Origin of the sequence: Actinoplanes sp. HUAS TT8 (assembly GCF_051380535.1) — a bacterium.
Lineage (GTDB): Bacteria > Actinomycetota > Actinomycetes > Mycobacteriales > Micromonosporaceae > Actinoplanes.
On sequence record NZ_CP195646.1, the window covers coordinates 7,768,792 to 7,793,854 of the forward strand.

Here is a 25,063-nt window from a genome sequence, read left to right on the forward strand (position 1 = left end):
CCCGGCCGCAGGGGCCGGCCGCCGCCCCCGGCGCCACCCGGCGTCCCAGCACGGCGGCCCCACCCGTCAGTCGATCGACCCCGGCGCCGCGATCCACCATGTCGGCTGTCCGGTAATCCTGGCGACACTCTCAACCGTGATCACCCGGGAGACTGATCGATGGCTGCCAGATCGTCGGCGGTCAGGTGGAGGGCGGCGGCGGCGATGTTCTGCTCCAGGTGGGCGAGGTCGCCGGTGCCCGGGATCGCCAGGACGTGCGGGCCCTGGTGCAGGGTCCAGGCCAGCCGCACCTGGTGTTCGCTGACCCCGTGCCGCTGCGCCACGAGCCGCACCCCCACATCCGCCGCCGGCGAGGAGCCGGCCCGCGCAGGGCCGGTCGGCGAAGGGTCGGCCGCTGAGGAAGTCGGCGGTGGGCCGGACTCACGGCCGGGGCCGGCGATGGCGAAGAACGGGACGAAGGCGATCCCCCGCTCGCCGCAGACCCGCAGCAACTCGTCATCACGGCGGACGTCGACCGCGTACGCGTTCTGCACGCACACCACCGGCGCGATCCGCGCGGCCTCGTCCAGCTGCGCGACGCTCACGTTGGAGAGTCCCAGGTGCCGGATCAGCCCTTCGGCGCGCATCTCGGCGAGTTCCCCGAACCAGTCCGACACGGCCGCGGTCCGGCCGTTCATCCGCAGATTCACCAGGTCCAGCGTGTCGACGCCGAGCCGGCGCAGGTTTTCCTCGACGTGGTTGCGCAGGTCGCCGAAGGTCCAGCCGCCGTCGGGCAGCAGTCTCGGTCCGACTTTCGTGGCGATGAAGACCTTGTCGCCGTACGGCGAAATCGCCTTTCGAATCAATGCGGTGGCGTGCCGGACGGGCTCGGGTCCGACGTCGATGATCCCCCCGGGTGAGCAGTAGAACGCCGCCGTGTCGATGTGGTCGACGCCCAGCTCGACGGCGCGTCGCAGCACCTGGACGGCCGCCGTGGTGTCCGGGTTGACGGTGAGCCGCATCGAGCCGAAGCCCATCCGGTGGACGACCCGGTCCCCGATGGTCCATGTTCCCGCCACTGTCGCATCAGTCACCCGGCGACCGTAGGGGAGATCGTCCCGTCCCGGCCTCGGTCAAGCGACCGATACCGATTTGCCAGCTTAGCTGGTAATTTGTAGACATCGCGGAAGCCGCTGTCGCGCCTGCGAAAATCGACCCATGCTGGTTGCCTTCTCTGTCACGCCGATCGGGTCCGGGGATTCCGTCGGGGATGCCGTCGCCGAGGCCGTCCGGGTGGTGCGGGCCTCGGGCCTGCCGAACCGGACCGATGCCATGTTCACCACGATCGAGGGCGAGTGGGACGAGGTGATGGCCGTCGTCAAGCAGGCCGTCGACGCCGTCGCCGCGGTCGCGCCGCGGGTCAGCCTGTCGCTGAAGGCCGATGTGCGGCCCGGTGTGACCGGCGCCCTGACCGCGAAGGTGGAGCACATCGAGCGGGTGCTGGGCGGATCATGAGACGGCTGGTCATGTGGGACATCGACTACACCCTGCTGCGCGGCGGCGGGGTGGCGTCCCGGGCCTGGAAGGCGGCGTTCACCGAGGTCACCGGTGTGCCGTGGCGGGACGAGCCGATCTTCGGCGGGCGCACCGACCTGGACATCTGCGGTGGCGTCTTCGCCTCGCACGGGGTCACCGACTGTGCCCCGGAGACGTTCTTCGCGCGGTATGTCGAGCTGGTCGGCGCCGTCCGGCACAAGTTCGCCGAGCAGGGCGCGCTGATGCCCGGGGTGCGCGAGGTCCTGTCGCATCTCGGTGACCGGCCGGACGTGGTGCAGACCCTGGTCACCGGGAACGTGCCGGAGGTGGCCGTGATGAAGGTGACCGCGTTCGGGCTGGCCGGCTCGTTCGACGTCGAGGTGGGCGGCTACGGCACCGACGACAGCGTGCGGGCCACCCTGGTGCGGCGCAGCCTGGAGCGGGCCCGGGCCAAGTACGGCGAGCTGTTCCGCCCGGTGGTCATCGGCGACACCGTGAACGATGTGACGGCCGCGCTGGCCAACGATGCGGCGGCGATCGCGGTGGCCACCGGCGCGACACCGGCGGAAGAGTTGATCGCCGCGGGCGCGCACGTGGTCCTGCCCGACCTCACCGACCTGGAGGCCGCGATCAAGGCCCTGACCGGCTGACCCGCAGCGCGAGCCGGCCGACGGGTCAGGGACGCAGCTCCGGCGGAAACCCGGTCCACTGCAACGCCACCGGCAGGTGACTCACGTCGTTGAACATGATCAGCCGAGGTTTCAGCCCGGGCGAATACCGGATCAGCGTCAGCCCGGCGTTGCACGAGTTCAGCCCCCGCCACCGCTCCTCGGGCGCCTCCAACGCGTCCCGTACCAGCCAAGCCACCTGGAACGCATGGGTGACCACCAGCTCGTGCGTCTCCACCGCGGCCGGCCCGGTGAACCGCGCGATCATCGCGGCCGAGTTGGCCGGGGTGGGCATGTTGTCGTCGAGTTCGTCGGCCGCTTCGACGGGCACGCCCGGCAGCTGCTCGCCGACGAGCGCGGCTGTCTGCGCCGCACGCGGCAGCGGCCCGTGGAAGATCGCCGTGATCGGCACCTGGGCGAGGCGTTCCCCGAGCAGGGTGGCCTGCTGTTCGCCGTCGCCGGTGAGCCCGGTCTCGTCCTCGTTGGCGAACGCGTGCCGCGCGATCCAGAGGTGCCGGACCTCGTTCATCACGACGGGCTCACCGGGTTCGGCAGCGCGCCGCCGAAGCGCCGGTCCCGCTGGGCGTAGAGCTCGCACGCGTACCACAGGTGGCGGCGGTCGAAGTCGGGCCAGAGCGTGTCCAGGTAGACCATCTCGGCGTACGCGGACTGCCAGAGCAGGAAGTTGGACGTGCGCTGCTCGCCGGAGGGCCGCAGGAACAGGTCCACCGCCGGCACCTCGGGGTGGTACAGATATTTCTCGATGGTCTTCTCGTTGACCTTGTCGGCCTTGAGCTTGCCGGCCGCCACGTCGCGCGCGATGGCCGCGGTGGCGTCGGCGATCTCGGCCTGACCGCCGTAGTTGACGCAGAACTGCAGGGTGAGCGTCTTGTTGTGCTTGCTCATCTCCTCGGCCGTCTGCAGCTCGGAGATCACGCTCTTCCACAGCCGGCCGGACCGGCCGGACCAGACCACCCGGACACCGAGGTCGACCAGCTGGTCGCGGCGGCGGCGGATGACGTCCCGGTTGAAGCCCATCAGGAAGCGCACCTCTTCGGGCGAGCGCTTCCAGTTCTCGGTGGAGAACGCGTACGCCGAGAGGTAGGGAATGCCCAGCTCGATGGCGCCTTCGATGGCGTCGAAGAGCGAGTGCTCGCCCTGCTCGTGTCCCTTGGTGCGGGACAGGCCGCGCTCCTTGGCCCAGCGGCCGTTGCCGTCCATCACCATCGCCACGTGGCGCGGGATCGCGGCGGCGGGCAGCGCGGGGGGCCGGGCGCCGGAGATGTGGGGTGTGGGTGGACGCGGGCTCACGGTTTCAACTCCCGTCGATCGACAAGCGGCAGCGAGCGTAGCGAGCGCTCCATGTGCCATTGCAGGTGGGCGGCGACCAGGCCGCTGCACTCCCGGCGGATGGACGGGGCGGACGCGTCCGCCACCGGCCAGTCGCCGCTGGTCAGCGCGGCCATCAGGCCCAGCGTTTCCGGGCTGGGGTGGGCGGCGCCGGGCGGACGGCAGTCGGGGCAGACCGCGCCGCCGGCCGGGACCGCGAACGCCGCGTGCCGGCCGGGCTCGCCGCAGACGGCGCACTCGGTGAGCGCGGGCGCCCAGCCGGCGAAGGCCATCGCGCGCAGCAGGTACGCGTCCAGGACCAGGCTGCCGGCGTGCTCGCCGGCCGCGAGTGCCTTGAGCGCGCCCAGGGTCAGCTGGAACAGCCGCAGCGAGGGTTCCCGCTCGACCGGGGTGAGGCGTTCGGCGGTCTCGCAGATCGCGCTGGCCGCCGTGTACCTCGGGTAGTCGGCGAGGAAGCTCTTGCCGAACAGGGTCAGCGCCTCGACCTGGCTGACCGAGTGCAGCGCGCTGCCCACGCCCTCGGGCGAGCCGGCCAGCTGCAGGTCGATGTGCCCGAACGGCTCCAGGCGGGCGCCGAAGCGCGAGGTGGTGCGCCGCACGCCGCGGGCGACGGCACGCAGCCGGCCGTGGCGGCGGGTGAGGAGGGTGACGATCCGGTCGCTCTCGCCCAGTTTCTGGACGCGCAGCACGACCGCGTCGTCGCGGTAGAGATGGCGGCGGTATCCAGCAGGCACCCCGCCATTCTGCCCGGTGCCTACGACAAACCCTGACCCGGATCTCAGGGTCGTCTCGGGGACGGGACTGATGGTGCTCAGTGTGCTGCCGGAAATAGCGTCTACCCCATGAGCCGTAGAGTTGCCGCCTTCGCCCTCGCCGCCGCCTCGGTCGCCGTCCTGGCCGGCTGCGACGGCGCGGTGGGCGCCAGGATGACCTTCGACGACACCGAGAAGACCAAGGTCACCGACATCGTGCTGACCGGCGGGGGCGGCGGCGACGTGACGGTCACCACCGGCAACGTCACCGAGACCCACATCAAGCGGATCGTCAGCGGCGGCAACGGGTCCGGCCAGGCCTATCAGATCTCCGGGAGCACCCTGACCCTGCCGACCGCGTGCGGCTTCAACTGCCACATCTCGTGGGAGGTGCAGGCGCCCACCGGGGTGAAGGTGAGCGGGAGCATCCACTCGGGCGACGTGAACCTGACCGACGTGGGTGCCGTCGACCTGAGCCTGACCTCGGGCGACGTCATGATCGACGGGTCCGCGGCGCCGGTGAAGGTCAAGGCCACCTCGGGCAACGTGTCGATCGCCCGGGCGCCCGGGGTGACGCTGGAGGCCACCTCGGGCGACATGCAGGCCCGCGACATCACCGGCCCGATCGACGCCCGGGTCACCTCGGGCAACCTCGACCTGGAGCTGTCCAAGCCGGCCTCGGTGACCGCCGAGGTGATCAGCGGCGACCTGCACCTGCTGGTCCCTACCGGCAGTTACCAGATCAAGCAGCGCTCCGGCACCGGCGACGCGACCATCACCGGCGTCACCGACGACCCCAAGTCACCGAACGTGCTGGATCTCCGCGCGCGCAGCGGGGACCTTTCCGTCGACACCCTGTAGGGCGGGCGCCGGGGACACCGGCACCGGGATCCGGCGGCCGGGCACCAGCGACGGCCGCCGCCCGGCGGCCACGTCCTCCACCCAGCCGACCAGCGCCAGCACCACGCCGAGCAGCGCGACGACGACCACGAGCCGCCAGCCGTACCCGTACACCCCCATGATCGGCAGCCCGTGCCGTTGGCCGAACTCGGTCACCAGGACCAGCACCGGGATGTGCCAGAGGTAGATGCTGAGCGCCCGCGAGTTCAGCACGGTCAGCACCCGGTGCTCCCCGACCATCGGCGAGCAGCTGAGCGCGACCAGCACGAACGCGGCCGACCAGAGCGCGTTGCCGATCGGGATGTCGTTCAGGTCGTAGCCGCGCGGCCCCGGATGCGTCAGCGTCCACACGGCCGCCGGCACGGCCAGAGCGGCCGCGATCGTGAACATCCACCGGCGCGGGATCCGCTTCAGATACCCGTCGTGGTGCGCGAACCCGAGCATCCAGGCACCGCCGTAGAGCGCCAGGTCGTGCACCACGTTCACCGGCTTCACGCCGCCGATTTCGAAGACCAGCAGGATTACGTACGGAATGAGCACCGCGACCAGCGGGAACCGCCGGAAGACCGGGAGCAGCAGCGGCGAGAGCAGGACGAACCACAGGAAGTCCCGCAGATACCACGCATGGTTGAGCAGCTCCGCCCAGCGACCGCTGACCTCGGGGTCGACCAGGGGAAAACCCCAGAGCAGCAGATGTACGTCGAACGGGGTGCCGGCGATCAGCATCGCCGGCACCGCGATCAGCAGTGCGAGCACCCAGAGCGAGGGCAGTAACCGGCGCAGGCGGCGTTCGACCGCCCACACCCCGGACCGGTCCAGCGACGCCGCCATCAGCGAGCCGGCCAGCGCGAACATCACCGACATGGCCGGGAAGACAACGGTCAGCGCCGACCAGCCGGTGAGGTGATAGACCACCACCCGGACGGTGGCGATCGCGCGGAGCAGGTCCAGATACCGGTTGCGCATGGCCAACGGTGTTACCCGCTTTCGCCACAAAAGCGCAAATTCCGGTGAACTATCCCATAATCAGAGAATGTCCACTTATCGATCTAGAATCCGAGCTTGCGAAGCTGCTTCGGATCCCGCTGCCACTCCTTGGCGACCCGGACGTGAAGGTCCAGGTAAACCTTCGTACCCAGAAGCTGCTCGATCTCAACCCGCGCGCGCGAACCAACTTCCTTGAGCCGGGCCCCCCGCGTCCCGATCACGATCGACTTCTGGCTGTCCCGCTCCACGTAGATGTCCGCGTAGATCTTGGTGACCTTGCCCTCGACCTGCATCTCCTCGACAATCACGGCGATCGAGTGGGGCAGCTCGTCGCGAACCCCCTCCAGCGCCGCCTCGCGGATCAGCTCGCCGATCAGCACCTGCTCGGGCTCGTCGGTGAGCACGTCGTCGGGGTACAACTGCGGCGATTCCGGCATGTGCCGCACCATCGCGTCGATCAGGTTCTCCACCTGATGCCCGGAGACCGCGCTGACCGGGATGATCTCGGCGAAGTCGTAGAGCTCGGCCACCGCCAGCAGGCGCTGGGCCAGGGTCGCCGGGTCGACCAGGTCGACCTTGGTCACGACCGCGATCACCTTGGCCTTCAGCTCGCCGACCTCGGAGGAGATGAATCGGTCGCCGCGGCCCACCGGCTCGTCGGCCGGGAAGCAGACGCCGATCACGTCGACCTCGCTCCACACCTCCCGGACCAGGTCGTTCAGCCGCTCGCCGAGCAGCGTCCGCGGCCGGTGCAGACCGGGGGTGTCGACGAGCACGAGCTGTGAGTCCGGCCGGTGCAGGATGCCCCGGATGATGTGCCGGGTGGTCTGCGGCTTGTTCGAGGTGATGGCGATCTTCTGGCCGACGATCGCGTTGGTCAGTGTCGACTTGCCGGCGTTCGGGCGCCCGACGAAACAGGCGAAACCCGCACGATAGATGCCGTCGTCCTTGCGCTCCAGCGTCGCCGCCTTGTGCTTGCGGACGCGAGGCTTCCTTTCGGTACGGACCTCCGGCCGTTCCGCCGTCGTCTCGTCCCGCCCCGGCACCGCCGCCGTAGCCGCCGCCGCCTCGACCGGAACAGACCCGGCCCGGCCACGCCCGCCGGCCGAGCCAGCTCCGCCGCGCGCCGGCGTCGAACCCGGTCCACCGCGACCGGCGGCCGAGTCTGCTCCGCCGCGACCGGCCCCGGCACGGTTCGCCGTCGGCGGCCGACCGGCCGAACCGGCCCCGGTCGCACCCCGCTCGCCCGACGGACCGCCCCGAGCCCCGCCCGGCTTACGCCCGCGCGGACTGTCGCCCTGCTGCTCGGCCCGGCGAGCCGCGCGACGCTCCTGCCGCTTCAGCTCATTGCGCTCCCCGGCCGTGAGCCGGCGCTCGGTGGCAGCCTCCGGCCGATCCCCCGACGCGGGCCGGCGCTCGCCGGACACCGGCCGCCGGTCGCCGGCGGAGGGACGACGATCCCCCGCAGCCGGGCGACGGTCACCGGTCGTCGGACTCCAGTCCCCGGCCCCCGGACGCCAGTTCCCCGACGTGGTGCGACGCTCCCCCGCAGCCGGACGACGATCCCCGGCGGTGGGACGACGGTCCCCAGAAGTGGGACGACGCTCCCCCGCGACCGGACGACGGTCACCAGAGGTGGGACGACGGTCCCCGGCGGCGGGACGGCGCTCGCCCGACTTGGGACGGCGCTCTTCGGGCTTGTCGGCGCTCACGCGGTAACCGTGCCGACCAGCGTGCCGGACGGCCCCGCGACGTGAATGGCGGCGTCGGCGGCCAGGTCCCGGACCGCGGCATGACCGGCCCCGTCCAGCACCGCCGCCTCGGTCACCACCGCGGCGGCCTCGATCTTCGTCGCGCCGGAGGCCGCGGCCAGGCCCACGGCCAGCTGCAGCGCGGTCACGGTCAGGCTGGGCAGCGCCACCGAGGCGGCCGCGTACGTACGGCCGTCCTGGTCGCGAACCGCGGCGCCCTCGGCCGCACCGACCCGGGCGCGCGAGCCGCGCGCCAGGGTGATCAGCTTGGCGTCCTCGGCGCTCAGCGCGGCGTCACCGGCGCTCGGCACGGTGACGGCGGTAAACGTCTGCTCAGGCATCAGCGGGAAGTCTTTCCTCGTTCTCGGCTACGTTCTCATCGTTGTCATCGGCCCGCGGTTCCGGCTTGGCCCGGCGCACCAGCACCGAGTCGATCCGGTTCCGCCGGCCGGCCGTGCCCTCGGCGATCAGGTGCAGACCGCCGACGTCGGCCCGGGCGCCCGGGATCGGCACCCGGCCCAGGGTCTGCGCGAGCAGGCCGCCGACCGTCTCCACCTCGTCGGTGGGCAGTTCGACGCCGAACACGTCGCCCAGGTCCTCGATCGGCAGGCGGGCGGCGACGCGGACGGCGCCGTCCTCCAGGTGCTCGATCGGGGGACGTTCGACGTCGTACTCATCGGTGATCTCGCCGACGATCTCCTCGAGGATGTCCTCGATGGTGACCAGGCCGGCCGTCCCGCCGTACTCGTCGACGACGATCACCAGGTGGTTGCGGGCCGCCTGCATCTCGGAGAGCAGGTCGTCGACCGGCTTCGACTCGGGCACGAAGGTGGCCGGGCGCATCGCGTCGGCCACCGCCTGCGCGGTCGACGCCGGGTCGCCGTTCTGCGTCCGCCGGATCACGTCCTTCAGGTAGAGCACGCCCAGCACGTCGTCGACGCTGTCGCCGATCACCGGGATCCGCGAGAAGCCCGAGCGCAGGAACAGGTAGAGCGCCTGCTGCAGGGACTTCGGCGCCTCGATCCACACCATCTCGGTGCGCGGCACCATCACCTCGCGGGCGATCGTGTCGCCCAGCGCGAACACCGAGTGGATCATCTCGCGCTCGCCGTGCTCGACGACGCCGCGCTGCTCGGCCAGGTCGACCAGCTCACGCAGCTCGACCTGGCTGCCGAACGGGCCTTCCGGGAAGCCCTTGCCCGGGGTCACCGCGTTGCCGATCAGGATCAGCAGCGACGCCAGCGGGTTGAGCACCCGGCCCAGCCAGCGGACCAGCGGGGCGGCGGCGCGACCGACCGCGTACGCGTGCTGGCGCCCCAGGGTCCGCGGCGCCACCCCGACCACGACGAAGCTGATGAGCGTCATCGAGCCGGCCGTGACCAGCGCGGACGACCAGCCCACCTCCCAGGTGTCCACCGTGACCAGCGCCACCAGCGTGGTGGCGGAGAGCTCGCAGAGCAGCCGGAGCAGGAGCAGCAGGTTGACGTAGCGCACCACGTCGGAGGCGACCGCGGCCAGTGCCCCGGCGCCCCGCTGCCCCTCCCGGTCGAGCTCGCTGGCGCGGGCCGCGGAGACCGTGGCCAGCGCCGCGTCGGTCATCGAGGCGAGGCCGGCCAGCAGGACCAGCCCGACCGCGAGGAGGATCAGTTGCAGGTCGGGCAGGTCGGCCGAGGCGGGGTTCACGATCAGCCGGCTTTGCGCCCGGCGCGCCAGCTCTGCAGGAGCTTGTTCTGCAGGGCGAACATCTCGCGCTCCTCGTCCGGCTCGGCGTGGTCGTAGCCGAGCAGGTGCAGGGCCCCGTGCACGGTGAGCAGGTGCAGCTCGTCGGCGGCGGAGTGCCCGGCGGCGGCCGCCTGTTTCGCGGCCACCTCCGGCGCCAGCACGATGTCGCCCAGCAGGGCCGGCTCGCCGGCGCCGGACTCGCCGGGCCCGTGGTCGACGCTGCCCTCGTCCATCGGGAAGGCGAGCACGTCGGTGGGACCGTCGCTGCCCATCCACCGATGGTTCAGCTCGGCCATGTACTCGATGTCGACGAGAAGGATGGACAACTCGGCGAGCGGGTTGACCCCCATCTCGTCGAGGGCGTGCCGGGCAACCGCGAGGATCGCGTCGGTGTCGACCTCGACTCCCGACTCGTTGGCGATCTCGATGGACATAGTGGTGCGATTACCCCTTGCGAATCAGCGCCGGCGCGGGGCTCGGCCGTTGGCGGCCCGGCCCGGCACGGCGTGGACGGAATTGGCGGTCTGCTGCTGCTCCTGCTCGGCGTCGAACCGCGCGTAGGCGTCCACGATCTCGGCCACCAGCCGGTGACGGACCACGTCGGAGCTGGACAGCTCGGCGAAGTGCACGTCCTCGACGTCGCGCAGGATCTCGCGGACGATCTTGAGCCCGCTCGTGGTGCCGCCCGGCAGGTCGACCTGGGTCACGTCGCCGGTCACCACGATCTTGGCGCCGAACCCGAGACGGGTCAGGAACATCTTCATCTGCTCGGGCGTCGTGTTCTGCGCCTCGTCCAGAATGATGAACGCGTCGTTGAGCGTGCGACCGCGCATGTAGGCCAGCGGCGCGACCTCGATCGTGCCCGCCGCCATCAGGCGCGGGATCGACTCGGGGTCGAGCATGTCGTGCAGGGCGTCGTAGAGCGGACGCAGATACGGGTCGATCTTCTCGGTGAGCGTGCCGGGCAGGAAGCCCAGCCGCTCGCCGGCCTCGACCGCGGGCCGGGTCAGGATGATCCGGCTGATCTGCTTGGCCTGCAGCGCCTGCACGGCCTTGGCCATCGCCAGATACGTCTTACCGGTACCGGCCGGGCCGATCCCGAAGACGATCGTGTTCTCGTCGATGGCGTCGACGTAACGCTTCTGCCCCAGCGTCTTGGGCCGGATGGTGCGGCCCCGCCGAGACAGGATGTTCAGCGTCAGCACCTCGGCGGGACGCTCGGAGGTGTTCTCCTCGAGCATCCGCAGGGTGCGGCGGACGGCGTCCACGCTGAGCGTCTCGCCCTTCTCGATGAGCTCGATGAGCTCGGAGAAGAGACGCTCGGCGGTGGCGTTGTCAGCCGGCTCGCCGGTGATGGTGATCTCGTTGCCACGCACATGCACGTCACTGCTGAGCGTGCGCTCGATGAGGCGGAGGATCTCGTCCTTGGCGCCGAGCAGGTTCACCATGATCTTCGGGTCGGACACCGAGATCTTGGTCTGCGCCCGCACCGGGCTGGACGAGCCCGTGCTGGAAGGGTTCGGCGTACCGGTCATAGGGCGGCCCGGAAGGGCCTCCGCCACCTGCTCTCGTTCTAGGCGTCGTCCCGGTGCGGGGCGGCGTGCTCAAGGATCGTGCCATCCTATCCGCTCGCCCGCTGGCCTGCCGATGCCATTATCGGCAGGCCGTTCCCAGGGTCACCTTTCCGATGCCCCGACCAGCAAGATCAGCGCCGGGCGGGGGCGGATCAACCGGGGCCGTCGGAGGCCCGGCCGCCGTCGAACCCCTCCTGCCCGCGGGTGAACCGATAGGTCGCCCAGTGCATCCGGACCACCGCGCCCGAGGAGTCCCGGGTCAGGCGGAGCAGTTCGCCGACCTCGCGCCCGGAGGCCGTACGCAAAATGTCTTTGTCGTCGGGAAGCGGCCGGAAGGTCGCCGGGGGCTTGTCGGCCGGCGCCTCGACCGCGCGGGCCTGCAGCTGCCCGTCGTGCCAGGCGAACACGAACTCGGAACCCTCGCCCCACCAGCGGCCCAGCACCGACCGGTAGGCCGCCGGGGCCGGCGCGGCGACCCGCCACGGCCGGATCTCCGCCGGATCGGTGTCGACCGCGAGTCGCAGCAGCTCGTGGGCCAGGTCGATGGTCTGCCCGGCGGTGCCCGAGGAGCCGAGGACGGCACAGCCCAGCCCGCCCGGGTTGCCCTCGCCGCCGCGCCGGCCGTAGACGCCGGCCAGGAAGCCCGGCATGGCGCCGTCGTGACCGACGTGGGTGACCCGCTTGCCCTCCGGGGTGAGGATCAGCCCGAGGCCGAAGCCCTGCACCCACAGCGACTCGTCGGTGGTGGTCAGCGGCCAGCGCATCTCGTCCAGGGTGGCCGGGTCGAGGACCTTGTTGCCGGTCGCCGGGTCGGCCAGGAACGCGGCCCACTGGGCCATGTCGCCGGCGGTGCTCCAGAGCTGCGCGGCCGGGGCGACGCCACCGAGGTCGATCGGCGGCTCCGGGCGGGCGGCGTCGGAATACGCGTCCACCACGTAACCCACCACGGCCTCGGCCGGCCGCTCGACCGTGGTGTGCTCCAGCCCGAGCGGTCCGAGGATGCGCTCGGTCAGGATCTCGGCCCAGGTCCCGCCGCGTAGTTTCGCCACGAGTTGTCCGAGAACGGCCAGTCCCAGATTCGAGTAGTGGTAGCGCCGCGCGTTGGGCAGCACCCGCTCGGCCCGGGCCAGTTCGGCCAGCATCCGGGTCGCGTCCGGGGCGATCAGCGTGTCCCACACGTCGCCGTGCGGCTCGCGCTGGTAGCCGGCGGTGTGCGAGAGCAGCCGCCGGACGGTGGCGTCGCCGTGCGCGGGGACGTCCAGGTACCGCGAGACCGGCTGGTCCAGGTCGAGCAGCCCCTCGTCGCGGGCCTGCATGACCAGCACGGCGGTGAACGTCTTGGTGACCGACCCGATCCGGAACCGGCTGCCCGGACCGAGCGGGCGCTGCGGGTCACCGGAGTCACCGACGGTGAGGACCCACGGGTCGCGGTCGGCCCGGACCAGGGCGACGCTGAGCGCCGGGATCCGCCCGTCGGACTGGGCCCGCCGGACGGCCCGCTCGTAGCGCGGGTGGGTGGTCGTCACTTGCCGGCCAGCATCGGGCCGAGCGGCTCGCCGCCCAGGACGTGCGCGTGGACGTGGAAGACCTCCTGGCCACCGTCCTGACCGGTGTTGAAGATGACCCGGAAACCGTCCCCGGCCAGCCCCTCGGCCTCGGCCACGACGGCCACCGTGGCCAGCAGGTCGGCGGCGACCGACGGGTTGGCCTCGGCCAGCACGGCCACGTCGGCGTAGTGCTCGACCGGGATCACCAGCACGTGGGTCGGCGCCTTGGGGTCGATGTCGCGGAACGCCAGGGTGGTCTCGGTGCGGTGCACGACGGTCGCGGGGATCTCGCCGGCGACGATGCGGCAGAACAGGCAGGAGTTATCCACCTGTCGGATCTTATGCGGGCCGGAAGTGGGCTTGAATGGGTCCCGGAAGGTTCCACCCCATCTTGGGAGCGCTCTCACATGACCGATATCGATCACTTACTCGACCACCTGTCCCTGGACGAGAAAGTGTCCCTGCTGACCGGCCAGGACTTCTGGTCGCTGCCCGCCATTCCGCGCATCGGCCTGCGCTCGCTGGTCATGTCCGACGGGCCGGTCGGCGTCCGGGGCACCGGCTGGGCGCCCGACGACCCGTCGATCGCCCTGCCCAGCCCCACCGCGCTGGCCGCGACCTGGGACCCGGAACTGGCCGCGGAGGCGGGACGGCTGCTCGGCCAGGAGGCCCGCCGCAAGGGCGTGCACGTGGTGCTCGGCCCGACCGTGAACCTGCACCGCACCCCGCTCAACGGCCGCCACTTCGAGTGCTACTCGGAGGATCCGCTGCTCACCGGCGAGATCGCCGTCGGGTTCGTGCGCGGCGTGCAGGAACACGGGGTCGGCACGACGGTGAAGCACCTGGTCGGGAACGACTTCGAGACCGAGCGGATGACCGTGGACGTGCGGATCCCGGAACGGGCGCTGCGCGAGCTCTACCTGGCCCCGTTCGAGCGGGTGGCGCAGGCCGGCGGCTGGGGCGTGATGAGCGCGTACAACGGGGTCAACGGCGCGTCGATGGCCCAGAACGGCCGCTTCCAGGAGGAGATCCTGAAGGACGAGTGGGGCTTCGACGGGGTCGTGGTCTCGGACTGGCGGGCCGCCCGGGACACCGTGGGGGCCGCGCTCGGCGGCCTCGACATCGCCATGCCGGCGATGGACAACCCCTGGGGGCCGAAACTCGCGGAAGCGGTCCGGTCCGGGTCCGTTCCCATCGAGGTCATCGACGATAAAGTACGGCGGGTCCTGCGCCTGGCCCGGCGCGTGGGCGCTCTCGGCGACTCACCCCGGCCGAGCGTGACGGAGATCGACGGTGACGCGGTCGCCCACCGGGTGGCCTCACGCTCGTTCGTGCTGACGCGCAATGAGCAACTCCTCCCCCTGAATCCCGGCATTTCCCAGAAAATCGCCGTGATCGGCGCCCTCGCTCAGGACGCCCGCGTCCTCGGCGGCGGCAGCGCCCAGGTCGCCCCACCCCACGTCATCTCCCCGCTGGACGGCATCCGCACGGCGTTCCCCCAGGTCGAGTACGCGATCGGCGCCGACCCCCGCCCGTTCCTCCCGGCCGCCCAGGGCCCGGACTGGTCCGGCTTCCACATCGACCTCGGCACCTACCGGTTCGAGGTGCCGACGGCCGGGGTCCGCTGGCTCGGCGACCCGCCCGGCGGCCTGGCCGTGAACGACGTCACGTTCCTGGAACTGTCCACCACGTACACCCCGGCCGAGGCGGGTGAGCACACCTTCGCGATCTCCGGTTTCGGCGCGTTCGAGCTGACCGTCGGCGACCAGAAGCTCTACCAGGGTTCGCTGCACCCGCCCGGCACCGGCCGCGCCGACCTGCTGCTGCACCCGCGCGAGCAGCGCTTCACGATCACCCTGCCGGCCGGCGAGCCGATCCCGGTGACGCTGCGGCAGACCTTCGAGCCGGGCACGGCCCACTCGGCCGGCACCACGCTCGGCCACCGCCCGCCCGGCCCGGACGAGGAGGGCATGATCGCCGAGGCGGTCGCCCTGGCCGCGGGCTCCGATGTGGCCGTGGTCGTGGTCGGCACCACCGAGCAGGTCGAGTCCGAGGGCTTCGACCGCACGTCCCTGGCCCTGCCCGGCCGGCAGGACGAACTGGTGTCCCGGGTCGCGGCGGCCAACCCGCGGACCGTGGTGGTGGTCAACGCCGGGTCGCCGGTGCTGCTGCCGTGGGCCGACCAGGTGGCGGCGGTGCTGCTCACCTGGTTCCCCGGGCAGGAGGCGGGCGCGGCCCTGGCCGCGGTGCTGACCGGCGCCGAGGAGCCGGGCGGGCGTCTGCCGACCACGTGGCCGCGCCGCGAGGAGGACTGCCCGGTGCTCGACGTCACACCGCGGGACGGCTCCCTCTCGTACGGCGAAGGGATTTTCATCGGTTATCGCGGCTGGACGAAGGAGCCTCTGTACGCGTTCGGCTCCGGCCTCGGCTACACGAACTGGACTTACACCGATATTTCAGCATCGGTGACCGAGGCCGTCGTGACGCTGACCAACACCGGCGAGCGCCCCGGCCGCGAGATCGTCCAGATCTACCTGTCCGCCGAAGAAAGCCTGGTCGAACGGCCGACCCGATGGCTGGCCGGCTTCGCCGCGGTCGAGGCCGCCCCCGGCGAGACGGTCACCGTCCGGATCCCGCTGCCCGAGCGGGCCTTCCAGGTCTGGGACGACGGCTGGCGCACCCTGACCGGTCGTTACACGGTCATCGCGGCCCACGCCCTCGACGATCCTCGCCGGACTGTCGAGATCGACCGATAAAAGGTTAGCCTACCCTCACTTCCGAGTGAGGAGCAGTTCATGCAGTTCAGGCGCGTACTCGCCGCGGTCCTTCTGACGACCGCGCTGACCGCTTGCAGCACCAGCGACGACGCCGACAAGGCGGCCCCGGCGAGCAGCACGGCCGGGACCGCCTTCCCGGTGACCATCGAGCACAAGTTCGGCCACACCACGATCCCGTCGAAGCCGCACCGGATCGTCACCGTCGGCTGGAACGACCAGGACTTCGCGCTCGCCCTCGGCGAGGTGCCGGTCAGCACCCGGGAGTGGTTCACCGAATACCCCACGTACCCCTGGGTCGCCTCCTCGCTCGGCGGCGCATCCCTGCCGACCTTCTCCGCGGAGATCAACTACGAGGCGATCATCAAGCAGCGGCCGGACCTGATCCTGGCCGTCTACGAGACGATCGACAAGGCCACCTACGACAAGCTGTCCCAGATCGCGCCCACGGTCATCCAGTCCTCGCAGTACAAGGACGAGGAGACGCCCTGGGACGTGCAGACCCTGACCACCGGCAAGGCCCTCGGCAAGCCGGCCGAGGCGCAAGCCCTGGTCGACAAGGTCAAAGCCGCCGCCGACGCCGCCAAGACGGCCAACCCGCAGTTCGCCGGCAAGACCCTCGTCGTCGACTACGGCCCCGAGAAGGGCCAGCACTACCTGCTCCCGAAGAACGACCCGCGCCGCGCCCTCTTCGACCTCCTCGGCTTCGCCACCCAGGACCAGGCCGAGGACGTCAGCGAGGAACGCCTCGACCTGGCCGACCGCGACGTCCTGGTCATCGAGGGCGCCACCGAGGCCGACATGCTCAAGTCCCCGGTCTTCGCGAAACTCAAGGTCGTCGCCGCGAAACACACCCTCTACATCCCGTTCGACGGCCCGCTCGCCGGCGCGCTCTCCTACAGCGGCCCGGACGCCCTGCTCTACGCCCTGGACCAGCTGGTCCCCCAGCTCAAGACCGCCACTTCTTAAAACCATCATTGCCTATCTCCGCCGGGGTACAGACCGTCGCTCCCGCGGGGACCCTTCCGGGCCTCGCAGGGCGCTGGCGCGCCCAGAACGCGAGGCCCGGAAGGGCGACGTGGTCGGTTGGTCGCGGTCAGAGCAACAAACCCACCCACGGGGAACACCCGGCACCCGCGTCCCGTCCCCCGGACCACACGAGCCCGCTGCCACACACCCGTGTTCCGTCCCCCGGACCCCGCGAGGCAGCCCCCAGCCGCGACCCACGCCTCTGGCCGGCGCCGGCCAGGGCTCACGGGTGCCTCCGGGCGCCGGGGTCAGGCTCGGCTCTGGCGGTAGAGGAGCCAGACGAAGTAGAGGCCGCCGACCGCGACCGTCACCACACCCACCGGCAGCTGGGTCGGGGCGAACAGATGCTGACCCAGCCAGTCGGAGACGATCGTGAGCAGGGCACCCATGACCGCGGCCGGCGTCAGCGCCACGCCCGGGGTGCGAGTCAGACGAAGAGCCAGCTGCGGGGCGGCCAGCGCCACGAACGAGATCGGGCCGGCCACCGCCGTCGCGGCGGCGGTCAGGCCGACACCCACGGTCAGATAGGCGAGACGAGTCGACTCCACCCGCACCCCCAGCGCCGCCGCGGTGTCCTGACCCATCTCCAGGATCGACAGTCGCGGACCCAGCACCAGCAACGCGACCACGCACACGCCGATCGCCACGGTCACCGGGGCGACGACGTTCCAGCCCAGACCGTTCAGGGTGCCCTGACCCCAGATCGCGGCGGCCAGCGCGGTCTGCAGATCCGCCCTGATCACCAGCCACTCGTTGAACGAACCGAGGACCGCGCTCACCGCGATCCCGACGATGATCAGCCGGAAGCCCTGCACGCCCCGCTTCCAGGCCAGCACGTACACCCCGACCGCGGTGAGCATCCCGCCGGCCAGGGCGCCCAGCGCCGTCACGTAGTAGCCGCTCCCGGCCACGACCAGCACACCCGTGTACGCGCCGACGTTGAACCCGATCACGTCCGGACTGCCCAGCGGATTCCGGGTCAACGCCTGGAAAATCGCCCCGGACAGGCCCAGCGCCGCGCCGACGATCAGGGCCAGCAGCACCCGGGGCAGGCGCCACTCGACGACGACCAGGTGGTTCGCGCGGGAACCGGAACCGAGCAGCGCCCGGACGACATCACCCGGCGGGATACCGAACTCGCCGGTGCCGAGCGTGAACACGGCGGTCACCAGCGCGGCGGCGGCCAGGAGCAGGCACACGATCAGCGGTCGGACCGGGAAACGGGCCCATGGCCGTACCGTAATCGTGGTTCTGGTCTTCACCATGTGGTCCCTCGCAGCCGGCGAACCCACCAGATCAGCACCGGCGCGCCCAGGAACGCGGTGACCACGCCGACCCGCAACTCGCCCGGGCGGATCAGCAGACGGCCGGCGACGTCGGCGAGCAGCAGCAGAATCGGCGCGCAGACAATCGTGAACACGAAGATCCAACGCTGGTCGGGACCGGCCATCCGGCGCACCACCAACGGAATCATCAGGCCGAGGAACCCGATCGGGCCGACCGCGGCGGTCGCCGCCCCGGCCAGCAACATCACCGAGAGCAGGGCCAGCGCGCGGATCCGGGTCAGCTTCGCGCCGAGCGTCCGGGCCAGGTCGTCGCCGAGCGCGACCGTGTTCAGCGAACCGGCCACCGCGAGCGCGCACACCGTCCCGGCCAGCACGAACGGCAGAATCGTGGCCGCCACGTCCAACGGCCGCCCGGACAGCGAACCCACGTCCCAGAACCGCAGGTAGTCGAAGGCCCGCGGCCGGACCAGCCGGACCCCGGTGGCGACACCGTCCATGACCGCGCCGAGCGCGACCCCGGCCAGAGCCAGCCGGATCGGAGTACCGCCACCCCGGCCCGCCGAGCCGAGCAGATACACCAGGAGCAGCGCGAACGCCACCCCGCCGAAGCCGAACCACAGGTACTCGTCCAGGCGCGTCCGCCCGAGAACCCCGACAGCGAAGACGACAAAGAGCGCGGCACCCGAGTTCACGCCGAGGATCTGCGTGTCGGCGAGCGGATTGCGGGTGACCGCCTGGATGACCGCGCCGGACAGTCCGAACGCGACCCCGGCCAGAATCCCCAGCACCGTCCGCGGCACCCGAAGGTCCCGCACCACGGACTGATCGTCGGTCCCGGCGTAGTGTGCGAACGCGTCCCAGACCGCACCCGGGGCGATGTTGCGGGTGCCGATCGCGATGCTGAGCAGACAGGTCGCCCCGAGAGCAGCCAAGCACAGCAGCAGCAAACCACTCCGGCGTGCACCTCCCCGAACGTCCCGCCCCCGAATCCCGCGCTCCCGAACGTCCTGTTCCCGCACGTCCCGTTCCTGGGCGTCCCGTTCCCGAATCTCGCGCTTCCGGACGTCCCGCCCCCGCACGTTCGGTTCCCGGACGTCCCGTTCCCGGGCGTGCTGGCCCAACGCGTCCCGCTCCGGCGCGTCCGCACCCCGTGTCGCCGGCCCGGTCCCGGCGTCCGCTCCCGTTCGTGGTCCGGGTTCGGCCCCCGCAGCGGTTCCGCCGCTCGGCCCGGTATCGACGCCATCCACGATGGAAGGCTAGCCTAACCTCATCTCCGGAGGATCGGCCGCTCGTCCAGGTCGGACCCATGCCGAGCGCGGATTCGCTACCAGCGGCCGAGGCGCGCCGAGAGGACCGAAAGCGCGGCCACACCAGCGGTCGACGTGCGCAGGACGGCACTGCCCAGCCGGACCGGAACAGCTCCGGCTTCCCGGAACGCCGCCACCTCGGCGTCGCTGATGCCACCCTCGGGCCCGACGACCAGCACGATCTCACCGGCCGCGGGCAGGCCCACCGTGGTCAACCGCTCGGTGGCCTCCTCGTGCAGCACGAACGCCGCCGACGCCTCGGCCAGCCGTCCCGTGACCTGCTTGGTGGAACAGTCCGGATCCCCGGCCACCAGCGGCAGCCACGACCGGCGGGCCTGTTTCGCGGCCTCCCGGGCGGTCGCCGCCCACTTGTCGCGCGCCTTGAACCCCCGATCCCCCCGCCACTGCGCCACCGACCGGGACGCCGCCCACGGCACGATCTCGTCCACACCGGTCTCGGTCATCGCCTGCACGGCCAGCTCGCCCCGGTCCCCCTTGGCGATGCCCTGCACCACGACCAACCGCGGATCCGCCGCCGGCTCCTGACTCCGCTCACCCACCGCGACGTCCACGCTGCCCTTACCCACCGCCACAACCTCGCCGTGCGCGATGCCACCCCGCCCGTCCGCAAGGATCAGCACCTCACCCACCCGAAGCCGCTGCACGGTAGCGGCATGATGCCCTTCCGGCCCGTCCAGCGTGAACAACGACCCGACAGGCAAGCTCTCAACCAAAAACAACGGCGCGGACACCCCCGAACGCTACCGTGCACCACCGCCCCTCAACCGCCCCAGCCCAGCAACCACCACAGCAGCCGGCACCCCACCTGGCAGCCCCCACGGCCAGCCAGCGCCCCCGCCAGGCAACCACCGCGGCCGGCCAGCACCCCGGCACGCAACAACCGCGGCCAGCCGGCGCCCCAGCCGGGAAACAGCGCGGCCAGTCAACATCGCAGCCGGGCAATCACCGCGGCCGGTCGAGGCCGCAGCAAGCGGCCCGCACGCGAGCGGCATCGCAGGCCGGCCACCACGGCCGGCGGTGCCCGCCGGCGGCGGGCGCCGTCGGCCGGCCCGGTCAGGGCCGGAAGAAGGCGGTGACGTCGTCGGCGAAGAGTTTGGGCTGTTCGGCGGGGAGGAAGTTGCCGCCGGCGGGGAGTTCTGTCCAGTGGGTCACCGGGGCCTCCCGCTCGGCGAACCGGCGGATGGTGATGTCGGTGACCCCGAGCGCGACGCCGAGCGGCACGGTCGACTTCTCCTTCGGGCCCCAGGCGGACGGGTCGTGGGCGGATTCCCAGTACGTATTCGCCGAGGAGCCGGCTGTGCCGGTGAACCAGTACAGGCTGACGTTGGTGAGCAGCAGGTCGAGGCCGACAGCATCCTCCGGCAGCGGTGAGGCCGGGTCGGTCCACTCCTGGAACTTCTCGACGATCCAAGCCAGCTGGCCGACCGGGGAGTCGTGCAGCCCGAACGCCAGGGTCTGCGGCCGGGTCGACTGGATCGCGGCGAAACCCATCCGGTCGTCGCGGAACTCCTGCAGGCGGCGCAACCGGTCCTGCTCGGCGTCGGTCAGGCCCTCGAACTCGGCCGGATCGCCGGACGGGAACGTGACGTGGCCGTTGACGTGCACACCGATCACCCGGTCGGGAGCCTGCCGGCCCATCTCGACAGCGATCCAGGCGCCGCCGCCGGTGCCCTGGACCCCATATCGCTCATAGCCCAGCCGGGCCATGAGCTCGTTGAGCGCGGACGCGGTGCGAGCCGTGCTCCAGCCCGGCGCGGTGAGCGGGCCGGAGAAGCCGACGCCCGGGTTGCTGACGAGCACCAGGTGGAAGTGCGCGCGCAGCGCCTCGACCACCGGCAGGTAGAGCGCGAACGAGCCGGGCCAGTCGTGGCTGATCAGCAGCGGGGTGGCGGCCGGATCGGCAGAGCGGACGTGCGCGAAGTGCAAGGTCTGCCCGTCGACCTCGGTGAGGAACTGGGGCAGCTCGTTGAGCCGGGCCTCGGCCGCGCGCCAGTCGAACTCGTGGGCCCAGTAGGCGGCGAGCCCGCGCAAGTAGTCAGTCGGGACGCCGCGGGCCCAGCCCTGGCCGGGGATCTCGGGTGTCCAGCGGGTGCGGGTCAACCGGTCGCGCAGGTCGTCCAGATCGCTCTGGGGGACCTCGATGCGGAAGGGGCGGATCTCGGCCATGTCCTGCTCCTCGTCGACGAGTCTTCGAAGTTCGATCGGAACGGAATGCTTCGTTCCGACTCAGACTCTAACACCTTCCCAAGCGGAGCGGAATACTTCGTTCCGTTCCGGTAGGATGGGTGGCATGAAGCGACCGGGACGTGGTGAGCAGGCCGTTCGCAACAACGAGGCCATCCTGACCGCGGCCCGGGAGATCTTCCTGGCCGATCCGCGGGCGCCGGTCGCCGCCGTTGCCGAGCGGGCCCAGGTCGGCATCGGGGCGCTCTACCGGCGCTATCCGAGTAAGGAGGAACTACTGCGGACGCTCTGCCACGACGGGTTGCGGACGTTCATCGCGGAGGCCGAGCAGGCCGACCTGGAGTCGGACGACTGGGAGGCGTTCGCGAGGTTCCTGCACGGTGTGGTGCGGGCCGACGTGCACTCGTTGACCGTGCATCTGGCCGGCACGTTCAGGCCTACCGAGCAGATGAACGCCGACGCGGAGCTGGCGTCCGAGCTTGCCGCCGGGCTGATCGAGCGGGCGCGGGCGCACCTGCGGCCCGACGTCGGCCCGGCCGACGTGACCCTGCTCTTGGAGATGTGCTCGGCCGTGCGGGTTCCCGATGCCACGCGCACCGGTGAGCTGCGCGAACGCTGCCTGGCCGTGCTGCTCGACGGCCTGCGCACCGGCGGTGCCCTGCCGGGTCCGCCCCCGGGCGCGCTGGAGCTCAACTGGCGCTGGCTCTCCCCCTGACTTCGCGCTGGCGCGGCCGACACGATGGGCAGCGAAACGGGCGCGCGGTATGGACAGGTGCAGCACGGACGCGGTGCAGCACGGACGCGGTGCAGCACGGACGCGGTGCAGCACGGACGCGGTGCAGCACGGTGCGGTGCGGTGCGGTGCGGTGCAGTGCGGTGCAGTGCGGTGCGGTGCGGCACGGTGCGGTGCGGGCTCGGTGCGGTGCGGGCGCGGGTGCGGGCGCGGGTGCGGGCGCGGTGCGGGTGCGGGCGCGGTGCGGTGCGGGCGCGGGTGCGGCTCGGGCACGGGCGCGGTGCGGGTGCGGGCGCGGTGCGGTGCGGGCGCGGGTGCGGCTCGGGCACGGGCGCGGTGCAGCACGAACGCGGTGCAGCACGGGTGCAGGGCGGGCTGGGGTGTCAGCGGGCCACGCACCCGAGGGCGCGGCCGTGAGTTCGATCAGCCGCGGCCTCGCGATGGGCCATCGCACGGGACTCGGGCATGCGGTCCCGGGCGTGGACGGGTCTGTTGCTCTGACCGTGCCCACCCACGGACATCGCCCTGGAGGGTTTCGCGTTCTGGGCGCGCCAGCGCCCTGCGAAGCCCGGAAGGGTCCCCGCGGGAGCGACGATCTGGACCACAGCCAAGCGAGGCAATAAAGATCTTGAAGTTGACTGGAAGCGATCAGAGGTCAAGCCGGGGCGAAAGCAGCAAGGCGGCGGCCCCGGGGCACCGCCGCCTTGCGCATCACGCCTGATCAGTGCCCGTTGAAGGCGTCCCGCATCCGCGAGAAGAAGCCGCCCTGCTTGCTCAGTTCGGCCACGTCTTCCCCGCGGGTCTTGGCGAAGTCCCGCAGCATCCGTTCCTGGTCGGCGGTCAGCTTGGTCGGCGTCTTGACGTCCAGGTGGACGAAGAGGTCGCCGCGGCCCTGGCCGCGCAGGTGGGGGACGCCCTTGCCGCGGATGCGGAGGGTCGAGGCCGGCTGGGTGCCGGGTTTGACCTCGATGTTCTCTTCGCCGTCGAGGGTTTTGATGGTCATCCGGGTGCCGAGTGCGGCCGCCGTCATCGGCAGCGTGACCCGGCAGTGGAGGTCGTCGCCCTTGCGGGAGTAGACGTCGTGGGGCCGTTCGTGGATCTCGACGTAGAGGTCACCGGCGGTGCCGCCGCCGGGGCCGACCTCGCCCTGCTGGGCGAGGCGGATGCGCATGCCGTCCTCGACACCGGCCGGGATCTTGACCGTTAGTGATCGGCGGGTGCGGATGCGGCCGTCGCCGGCGCAGGTGGGGCACGGGCTCGGGATGATCGTGCCGTGGCCCTGGCAGTTCTGGCAGGGGCGGGACGAGACGACCTGGCCGAGGAAGGTGCGCTGGACCGACTGGACCTCGCCTCGGCCGCCGCAGACCTCGCAGGTGGCGAGGTGGGTGCCGGGCGCGGTGCCGGCGCCGGAGCACTGGGTGCAGAGCACCGCGGTGTCGACGGTGATCGGCGCTTCGACGCCGAACGCGGTCTCGACCAGGTCGAGCTCGAGACGCAGGATGGCGTCGGCGCCGGGACGGGTCCGCGGGCGCGGGCCGCGGCTGCCGCCGCCGGCCGCGGTGCCGAAGAACGCGTCCATGATGTCCTGGAATCCGACGAACGGGCCGGCTCCGCCGGGGCCGCCGCCGGGCGCGCCGCCGCCGGGGGCGAGCGGGTCACCGCCCAGGTCGACGATCTGCCGCTTCTGGTCGTCGGACAGAACCTCGTACGCCGCGTTGATGTCCTTGAACTTCTCGTGCGCCTCCGGATCGGGGTTGACGTCCGGATGGTACTGCCGAGCCAGTTTGCGGTAGGCGCGCTTGATCTCGTCGTCGGTGGCTTCCCGGCTCACGCCGAGAATTCCGTAGTAGTCCTTGGCCACGGGGTTTGGAGTCCTCAATGTCTGCGCGGATCCGTCAATTCTGTGCCAACAGGTCGCCAACGTAGCGTGCCACTGCACGAACAGTAGCGATGGTGCCGGGGTAGTCCATCCGGGTGGGCCCCAGCACGCCGAGCCCACCAACGATCGTGGCACCGGGTCCGTAACCGGTGCTGACCACCGATGCCGACCGGAGGTTGTCGATCTCGTTCTCGTCGCCGATCCGGACCCGGGTGGTGCTGGGTTCGAGGTCGCCGATCAGCTTGAGCAGGATGACCTCCTCCTCCAGCGCTTCGAGAACGGGGCGCAGCGTGCCCTGAAAGTCCAGCACACCGCCGCGAGTCAGGTTGGCCGTCCCGGCGAGTGCGAGGCGCTCCTCACTCCGCTCGACCAGAGTCTCCAGCAGCACGGTGGCGAGGCAGACCATGTCGCCGCGGCGCTCGGGGGCGCACTCCTCGACGAGTTTCTGCACCAGCGGCGGGGTGTCCGCGAGCTTCTGACCAGCCAGTTTCTCGTTGACACGGCGTCGCAGATCCCAGACGTCGCCCTCCGGGACCGGGGCCGGCATCTCGACCAGGCGCTGCTCGACCCGGCCGGTGTCGGTGATCATGACGAGCATCAGCCGGGTGGTGGAGATCGGCACGAGTTCCAGATGACGCACCGAGGAACGCGACAGGCTCGGATACTGCACCACCGCGACCTGGCGGGTCAGCGTGGCGAGCAGGCGGACCGTGCGGTGCACCACATCGTCGAGGTCGACCACGCCGACCATGAAGCGCTCGATCGCCCGGCGCTCGGCCGGGCTGAGCGGCTTGATCCTGGTCAGACGGTCGACGAACAGCCGATAACCGGCGTCGGTGGGCACCCGGCCGGCACTGGTGTGCGGCTGCCGGATGTAGCCCTCCTCCTCCAGCACGGCCATGTCGTTGCGGACCGTGGCCGGGGAGACGCCCAGCTGATGGCGCTCGACCAGCGCTTTCGAGCCGACCGGCTCGTGCGTCTTGACATAGTCCTCGACGATCGCCCGCAGGACTTCGAGCTTGCGGTCATCCAGACTCATCTGACCCCTCCCCCTAGATCGCAGCCCTCTGGCACTCCCGCGGAC

At 71.3% G+C, this 25,063-nt stretch carries 24 protein-coding genes; 6 read left to right on the plus strand and 18 right to left on the minus strand.

Annotated elements, in window-relative coordinates; genetic code table 11:
* Positions 1 to 140: 140 nt before the first annotated feature.
* Positions 141 to 1,073, minus strand: coding sequence for an aldo/keto reductase (locus tag ACSHV8_RS34330; RefSeq protein ID WP_436522658.1), 933 nt, complete (start codon positions 1,071 to 1,073; stop codon positions 141 to 143).
* A 124-nt stretch (positions 1,074 to 1,197) separates the two neighbouring features.
* Between ACSHV8_RS34330 and ACSHV8_RS34335 the strand changes: the two genes are divergently transcribed.
* Both ACSHV8_RS34335 and ACSHV8_RS34340 read left to right on the plus strand, forming a co-directional pair.
* Entirely contained in the window at positions 1,198 to 1,494 is a 297-nt protein-coding gene (locus ACSHV8_RS34335; protein ID WP_436522660.1) for an MTH1187 family thiamine-binding protein, read from the plus strand.
* A complete protein-coding gene (locus ACSHV8_RS34340; protein ID WP_436522662.1) occupies positions 1,491 to 2,165 on the plus strand; it encodes an HAD family hydrolase in 675 nt (224 codons plus the stop codon). Before ACSHV8_RS34335 ends, ACSHV8_RS34340 begins: the two co-directional genes overlap by 4 nt.
* 25 nt (positions 2,166 to 2,190) lie before the next feature.
* On the opposite strand, the gene ACSHV8_RS34345 is transcribed toward ACSHV8_RS34340, so the two are convergent.
* From ACSHV8_RS34345 to recO, 3 genes are read right to left on the minus strand one after another with little or no spacing between them, the layout of a single operon-like run.
* Positions 2,191 to 2,712, minus strand: a complete 522-nt coding sequence (locus tag ACSHV8_RS34345; RefSeq protein ID WP_436537034.1) for a histidine phosphatase family protein — start codon at positions 2,710 to 2,712, stop codon at positions 2,191 to 2,193.
* Complete coding sequence (locus tag ACSHV8_RS34350; RefSeq protein WP_436522664.1) at positions 2,712 to 3,494, minus strand: isoprenyl transferase; 783 nt, start codon at positions 3,492 to 3,494, stop codon at positions 2,712 to 2,714. The genes ACSHV8_RS34345 and ACSHV8_RS34350 overlap by 1 nt, the downstream gene beginning before the upstream one ends.
* Positions 3,491 to 4,267, minus strand: a complete 777-nt coding sequence (gene recO, locus ACSHV8_RS34355) for a DNA repair protein RecO (protein WP_436522666.1) — start codon at positions 4,265 to 4,267, stop codon at positions 3,491 to 3,493. The genes ACSHV8_RS34350 and recO overlap by 4 nt, the downstream gene beginning before the upstream one ends.
* Positions 4,268 to 4,375: 108 nt before the next feature.
* On the opposite strand from recO, the gene ACSHV8_RS34360 reads away from it, so the two are divergent.
* Entirely contained in the window at positions 4,376 to 5,146 is a 771-nt protein-coding gene (locus ACSHV8_RS34360; RefSeq protein ID WP_436522668.1) for a DUF4097 family beta strand repeat-containing protein, read from the plus strand.
* Here ACSHV8_RS34360 and ACSHV8_RS34365 read toward each other — a convergent pair.
* From ACSHV8_RS34365 to ACSHV8_RS34400, 8 genes are all read right to left on the minus strand, one after another.
* Complete coding sequence (locus tag ACSHV8_RS34365; RefSeq protein ID WP_436522669.1) at positions 5,087 to 6,151, minus strand: acyltransferase family protein; 1,065 nt, start codon at positions 6,149 to 6,151, stop codon at positions 5,087 to 5,089. The genes ACSHV8_RS34360 and ACSHV8_RS34365 overlap by 60 nt on opposite strands.
* 83 nt (positions 6,152 to 6,234) lie before the next feature.
* Complete coding sequence (gene era / locus ACSHV8_RS34370) at positions 6,235 to 7,131, minus strand: GTPase Era (RefSeq protein WP_436537036.1); 897 nt, start codon at positions 7,129 to 7,131, stop codon at positions 6,235 to 6,237.
* 749 nt (positions 7,132 to 7,880) lie between these two features.
* Complete coding sequence (locus ACSHV8_RS34375; protein WP_436522671.1) at positions 7,881 to 8,264, minus strand: cytidine deaminase; 384 nt, start codon at positions 8,262 to 8,264, stop codon at positions 7,881 to 7,883.
* Entirely contained in the window at positions 8,257 to 9,606 is a 1,350-nt protein-coding gene (locus ACSHV8_RS34380) for a hemolysin family protein (protein WP_436522673.1), read from the minus strand. Before ACSHV8_RS34380 ends, ACSHV8_RS34375 begins: the two co-directional genes overlap by 8 nt.
* A gap of 2 nt (positions 9,607 to 9,608) precedes the next feature.
* Entirely contained in the window at positions 9,609 to 10,079 is a 471-nt protein-coding gene (gene ybeY / locus ACSHV8_RS34385; RefSeq protein ID WP_436522675.1) for an rRNA maturation RNase YbeY, read from the minus strand.
* A gap of 24 nt (positions 10,080 to 10,103) precedes the next feature.
* A complete protein-coding gene (locus ACSHV8_RS34390) occupies positions 10,104 to 11,180 on the minus strand; it encodes a PhoH family protein (protein ID WP_436537038.1) in 1,077 nt (358 codons plus the stop codon).
* A 191-nt stretch (positions 11,181 to 11,371) separates the two neighbouring features.
* On the minus strand, positions 11,372 to 12,745 hold the full coding sequence (locus ACSHV8_RS34395; RefSeq protein ID WP_436522677.1) for a serine hydrolase domain-containing protein: 1,374 nt from the start codon (positions 12,743 to 12,745) through the stop codon (positions 11,372 to 11,374).
* Complete coding sequence (locus ACSHV8_RS34400) at positions 12,742 to 13,095, minus strand: histidine triad nucleotide-binding protein (protein ID WP_436522679.1); 354 nt, start codon at positions 13,093 to 13,095, stop codon at positions 12,742 to 12,744. The genes ACSHV8_RS34395 and ACSHV8_RS34400 overlap by 4 nt, the downstream gene beginning before the upstream one ends.
* Before the next feature lie 78 nt (positions 13,096 to 13,173).
* Here ACSHV8_RS34400 and ACSHV8_RS34405 point away from each other — a divergent pair, with 78 nt between their 5' ends.
* Positions 13,174 to 15,522 (plus strand): beta-glucosidase family protein, encoded by a 2,349-nt coding sequence (locus ACSHV8_RS34405; protein ID WP_436522681.1) that lies wholly within the window; start codon positions 13,174 to 13,176, stop codon positions 15,520 to 15,522.
* Positions 15,523 to 15,561: 39 nt separating this feature from the next.
* Positions 15,562 to 16,509 (plus strand): ABC transporter substrate-binding protein, encoded by a 948-nt coding sequence (locus tag ACSHV8_RS34410; RefSeq protein ID WP_436522683.1) that lies wholly within the window; start codon positions 15,562 to 15,564, stop codon positions 16,507 to 16,509.
* A gap of 308 nt (positions 16,510 to 16,817) precedes the next feature.
* Here ACSHV8_RS34410 and ACSHV8_RS34415 read toward each other — a convergent pair whose 3' ends face one another.
* From ACSHV8_RS34415 to ACSHV8_RS34430, 4 genes are all read right to left on the minus strand, one after another.
* Complete coding sequence (locus tag ACSHV8_RS34415) at positions 16,818 to 17,834, minus strand: FecCD family ABC transporter permease (RefSeq protein WP_436522685.1); 1,017 nt, start codon at positions 17,832 to 17,834, stop codon at positions 16,818 to 16,820.
* A complete protein-coding gene (locus tag ACSHV8_RS34420; RefSeq protein WP_436522687.1) occupies positions 17,828 to 18,787 on the minus strand; it encodes an iron chelate uptake ABC transporter family permease subunit in 960 nt (319 codons plus the stop codon). Before ACSHV8_RS34420 ends, ACSHV8_RS34415 begins: the two co-directional genes overlap by 7 nt.
* A gap of 392 nt (positions 18,788 to 19,179) precedes the next feature.
* Positions 19,180 to 19,914, minus strand: a complete 735-nt coding sequence (locus tag ACSHV8_RS34425; RefSeq protein ID WP_436522689.1) for a 16S rRNA (uracil(1498)-N(3))-methyltransferase — start codon at positions 19,912 to 19,914, stop codon at positions 19,180 to 19,182.
* 322 nt (positions 19,915 to 20,236) lie between these two features.
* Entirely contained in the window at positions 20,237 to 21,349 is a 1,113-nt protein-coding gene (locus tag ACSHV8_RS34430; RefSeq protein WP_436522691.1) for an epoxide hydrolase family protein, read from the minus strand.
* Positions 21,350 to 21,473: 124 nt separating this feature from the next.
* On the opposite strand from ACSHV8_RS34430, the gene ACSHV8_RS34435 reads away from it, so the two are divergent.
* A complete protein-coding gene (locus ACSHV8_RS34435; protein ID WP_436522693.1) occupies positions 21,474 to 22,082 on the plus strand; it encodes a TetR/AcrR family transcriptional regulator in 609 nt (202 codons plus the stop codon).
* Between the two features lie 739 nt (positions 22,083 to 22,821).
* Here ACSHV8_RS34435 and dnaJ read toward each other — a convergent pair.
* Together dnaJ and hrcA are read right to left on the minus strand one after the other, a co-directional pair.
* Positions 22,822 to 23,961, minus strand: a complete 1,140-nt coding sequence (dnaJ, locus tag ACSHV8_RS34440) for a molecular chaperone DnaJ (RefSeq protein WP_436522695.1) — start codon at positions 23,959 to 23,961, stop codon at positions 22,822 to 22,824.
* A 34-nt stretch (positions 23,962 to 23,995) separates the two neighbouring features.
* The gene (hrcA, locus tag ACSHV8_RS34445; RefSeq protein ID WP_436522697.1) at positions 23,996 to 25,018 is read right to left on the minus strand and encodes a heat-inducible transcriptional repressor HrcA; all 1,023 of its coding nucleotides are present in this window, start codon (positions 25,016 to 25,018) and stop codon (positions 23,996 to 23,998) included.
* Between the last annotated feature and the right edge of the window lie 45 nt (positions 25,019 to 25,063).

What these genes read in the sequence shown, in the direction of transcription:
- ACSHV8_RS34335 (WP_436522660.1), top strand. Translation starts at nt 1,198, where the DNA reads ATGCTGGTTGCCTTCTCTGTCACGCCGATCGGGTCCGGGGATTCCGTC.
- ACSHV8_RS34340 (WP_436522662.1), top strand. Translation starts at nt 1,491, where the DNA reads ATGAGACGGCTGGTCATGTGGGACATCGACTACACCCTGCTGCGCGGC.
- ACSHV8_RS34345 (WP_436537034.1), bottom strand. Translation starts at nt 2,712, where the DNA reads ATGAACGAGGTCCGGCACCTCTGGATCGCGCGGCACGCGTTCGCCAAC.
- ACSHV8_RS34360 (WP_436522668.1), top strand. Translation starts at nt 4,376, where the DNA reads ATGAGCCGTAGAGTTGCCGCCTTCGCCCTCGCCGCCGCCTCGGTCGCC.
- ACSHV8_RS34365 (WP_436522669.1), bottom strand. Translation starts at nt 6,151, where the DNA reads ATGCGCAACCGGTATCTGGACCTGCTCCGCGCGATCGCCACCGTCCGG.
- ACSHV8_RS34375 (WP_436522671.1), bottom strand. Translation starts at nt 8,264, where the DNA reads ATGCCTGAGCAGACGTTTACCGCCGTCACCGTGCCGAGCGCCGGTGAC.
- ybeY (WP_436522675.1), bottom strand. Translation starts at nt 10,079, where the DNA reads ATGTCCATCGAGATCGCCAACGAGTCGGGAGTCGAGGTCGACACCGAC.
- ACSHV8_RS34390 (WP_436537038.1), bottom strand. Translation starts at nt 11,180, where the DNA reads ATGACCGGTACGCCGAACCCTTCCAGCACGGGCTCGTCCAGCCCGGTG.
- ACSHV8_RS34405 (WP_436522681.1), top strand. Translation starts at nt 13,174, where the DNA reads ATGACCGATATCGATCACTTACTCGACCACCTGTCCCTGGACGAGAAA.
- ACSHV8_RS34410 (WP_436522683.1), top strand. Translation starts at nt 15,562, where the DNA reads ATGCAGTTCAGGCGCGTACTCGCCGCGGTCCTTCTGACGACCGCGCTG.
- ACSHV8_RS34415 (WP_436522685.1), bottom strand. Translation starts at nt 17,834, where the DNA reads ATGGTGAAGACCAGAACCACGATTACGGTACGGCCATGGGCCCGTTTC.
- ACSHV8_RS34430 (WP_436522691.1), bottom strand. Translation starts at nt 21,349, where the DNA reads ATGGCCGAGATCCGCCCCTTCCGCATCGAGGTCCCCCAGAGCGATCTG.
- ACSHV8_RS34435 (WP_436522693.1), top strand. Translation starts at nt 21,474, where the DNA reads ATGAAGCGACCGGGACGTGGTGAGCAGGCCGTTCGCAACAACGAGGCC.
- hrcA (WP_436522697.1), bottom strand. Translation starts at nt 25,018, where the DNA reads ATGAGTCTGGATGACCGCAAGCTCGAAGTCCTGCGGGCGATCGTCGAG.